Raw genomic sequence first — 3,361 nt, forward strand, 5'->3', positions numbered from 1 at the left:
TTTGAAGAATAATTTATATTTGTATACGTTTTATTATTGATTATTAATTTAAGTTTTATCATATGTCATCAATTCGTTTTCAAGCTTTAAAAGAAGCTTCAAATAGAAAATCAATAGAGTTTCACGAGACTGGGAAAAAATCAGTTCTCTTTGGAGCTAATGTATTTAACGATAAAGCGATGAAGCAATATCTGACTTCGGATGCTTTTAAAGGTGTACAAGGTGCGGTTCAACACGGAACTAAAATCGACAGAAAATTGGCAGATTATATTGCCATGGGAATGAAAGAATGGGCTTTGTCCAAAGGGGTAACTCACTATACACACTGGTTTCAGCCACTTACTGGTACAACGGCAGAAAAACATGATGCTTTTTTTGAAACTTCTTATGATGGAAGTGATCCATTAGAAAAATTCGGAGGAGCACAATTGGTACAGCAAGAACCGGATGCATCAAGTTTTCCAAACGGGGGTATTAGAAACACTTTTGAAGCAAGAGGATATACCGCTTGGGATCCTACTTCGCCTGCGTTTATTTTCGGAACAACATTATGTATTCCGACTATTTTTATTTCTTATACAGGAGAAGCTTTAGATAATAAAATTCCATTATTAAGAGCTTTATCGGCTATGGATGAAGCAGCTACTGAGGTTTGCAAATATTTTGACAAAAACGTAAAGAAAGTAACAGCTACGCTAGGATGGGAACAAGAATATTTTTTGATTGACAAATCTCTAGCCAATTCACGTCCTGATATTGTTATGACAGGAAGAACGTTATTGGGGCATACTTCGGCCAAGGGACAACAGTTAGACGATCATTATTTTGGTTCAATTCCAACTCGTGCTTTAACTTATATGAGAGATTTGGAACAAGAATGTATGTTGTTGGGAATACCTGTTAAAACGCGTCATAATGAAGTAGCTCCTAATCAATTTGAATTTGCACCTATTTTTGAAGAAACAAATTTAGCGGTTGACCACAACTGTTTGCTGATGGATGTTATGCAAAAAGTAGCCGAACGTCATGATTTAAAAGTATTGCTTCATGAAAAACCTTTCAAGGGAGTAAATGGTTCAGGAAAGCACAATAACTGGTCATTGGCTACAGATACCGGAGTTAATTTATTAAGCCCAAGTAAAACTCCAATGACTAATTTACAGTTTTTGACTTTCTTCATAAACACTATTAAAGCTGTAAATGATTATGAAGCTTTATTAAGAGGTTCTATTGCTACAGCAAGTAACGATCATAGATTGGGTGCGAATGAAGCGCCACCAGCAATTATTTCTGTGTTTATTGGAGAACAATTAACCAAGGTGTTGGCGGAATTGGAAGGAGTTTCTACCGGGAAATTATCTCCAGAAGAAAAAACCGATTTGAAACTAAATGTTGTTGGTAAAATTCCAGATGTTCTTTTGGATAACACCGATAGAAATAGAACTTCACCATTTGCCTTTACTGGTAATAAATTTGAATTCAGAGCGGTTGGTTCTTCAGCTAACTGTTCGAATGCAATGACAACTTTGAATACCATTGTAGCAAAACAGCTTAAAGATTTTAAAATAGCTGTTGATGATTTGATTGAATCAAAAGATATGAAGAAAGATGATGCAATTTTCAATGTCTTGAGAGAATACATCAAACAATCCAAAAAAATCCTTTTTGAAGGAGATGGCTATAGTGATGCCTGGCAAAAAGAAGCGGCAAAACGAGGATTGAGTAATTTTAAAACCACTCCAGAAGCCTTGAAGGCCAGAGCCTCAAAACAAGCCATTGATCTATTTTCTGAAATGGGAATTATGAATCATATTGAGGTGGAAGCGCGTTATGAAATTGAACTGGAGGAATATACCAAAAAAATACAGATTGAAGGTAGAGTACTTGGGGATATTTCAAAGAATCATGTAATTCCTACGGCTATTAAGTATCAAAATACTTTGATTGAAAATGTGAAAGGATTGAAAGATATTTTTGGATCTGAATTTGAATCCATTGCCAAAGAGCAAATCATATTGATAAAAGAAATTTCTGGGCATATTGAAGGGATCAATTCCAAAGTAGAAGAGATGACCGAGGAAAGAAAGAAAGCTAATAATTTGACTGATGCACACGCAATGGCCGAAGCCTATTGTAATCATGTTAAACCATATTTTGAAATCATTAGAAATCACTGTGACAAGTTAGAACTATTGGTTGATAATGAGCTTTGGACTTTAACTAAATATAGAGAATTGCTTTTAACGAAATAATTTTATAAAAAACTAAAAAAGAGGCTATTCGTAAGAAAGCCTCTTTTTTTTTTAAATTATATTGTAAAATTAGTAGGATAAATATAGATTTATATTTTTTCAATTTTACGGTTTATCGGTTTAGTTTTACAGTTTGTCGAAAATAGTTAATTAGTTAATAAATAGATGATTGTCTTTTTTTGAATGTTCAAAACATTATTCTAAATTTGTTGCGTGATAAAATGAAAAGTAACTAAATTAGGTCGATTTAAGTTACCATATTGATGAAAAACACCCCGTTTTCATTTAAATAATAACCTACATATATAATATAACGCCCCCTTGTTTATATTATTAAAACCTACATAATATTTGTATTAACAACCAATTAAATATATTTATTATGAAAAAAGTTTTATTAAGCGTCTCAATGATGCTATTGACAATGACAGGTTTTGCTCAGGCAAACGTAAGTAACGTAGATCAGTACGGCTGGTTAAATGGTGCATTAGTTGTCCAAGTGGGTGCATCCAACGATTCTGATGTTCTTCAAGTGGGATTCGCTAACTTAGCCGTAGTAGGTCAATTAGGAACTTCAAATGAGGCTTTTATTGGACAGTTAGGAGTTGCAAATGAGGGCGTGATTGCTCAAGATGGTTGGTCAAATGATGCAGCGATAGTTCAAGTAGGAGCTTTCAATTATTCTGAGATTAATCAAAAAGGGAATAACAACAGTGCTACAAATTGGCAATTCGGGTTTGGAAACTCTTCTAAAATTGATCAAGACGGAGATGGAAACGTTGCTTTTGATGTACAAGGTTTTTGGGGAAATACAGTAGGTATAACTCAACTTGGAACTGGAAATAATGGATCATCAATTCAACTAGGATGGGACAATACTTCTGATATTATGCAAAATGGCTTAGGTAACTTTGCTGCAACGATTCAAGTGGGGTATGATCATGTTAGTAATATAAATCAATGGGGCGCAGGTAATGTTGCCGTGGTTTTCCAATCTAATTAATTATAAAATTTAATTATTTAAAAGCAGAACTTATCAGTTCTGCTTTTTTTATATAATGAAAAAGTTGCTAAGTTCAAAACTTAAAATTACTAGGAATGAGTTTCTC

At 33.7% G+C, this 3,361-nt stretch carries 2 protein-coding genes; both read left to right on the forward strand.

Going from position 1 to position 3,361, the window contains the following annotated elements:
• Positions 1 to 62: 62 nt before the first annotated feature.
• Positions 63 to 2,252, forward strand: coding sequence for a glutamine synthetase III (locus tag B0E44_RS11390; protein WP_077374915.1), 2,190 nt, complete (start codon positions 63 to 65; stop codon positions 2,250 to 2,252).
• Positions 2,253 to 2,634: 382 nt separating this feature from the next.
• Positions 2,635 to 3,255 (forward strand): hypothetical protein, encoded by a 621-nt coding sequence (locus tag B0E44_RS11395; protein ID WP_077374918.1) that lies wholly within the window; start codon positions 2,635 to 2,637, stop codon positions 3,253 to 3,255.
• Positions 3,256 to 3,361: the final 106 nt, after the last annotated feature.

Origin of the sequence: Flavobacterium sp. A45 (genome assembly GCF_002001005.1) — a bacterium.
Classification (GTDB): domain Bacteria; phylum Bacteroidota; class Bacteroidia; order Flavobacteriales; family Flavobacteriaceae; genus Flavobacterium.

Excerpts from the sequence above, each read along its gene's own strand:
- B0E44_RS11390 (WP_077374915.1), top strand. The coding sequence starts at position 63 with ATGTCATCAATTCGTTTTCAAGCTTTAAAAGAAGCTTCAAATAGAAAA.
- B0E44_RS11395 (WP_077374918.1), top strand. The coding sequence starts at position 2,635 with ATGAAAAAAGTTTTATTAAGCGTCTCAATGATGCTATTGACAATGACA.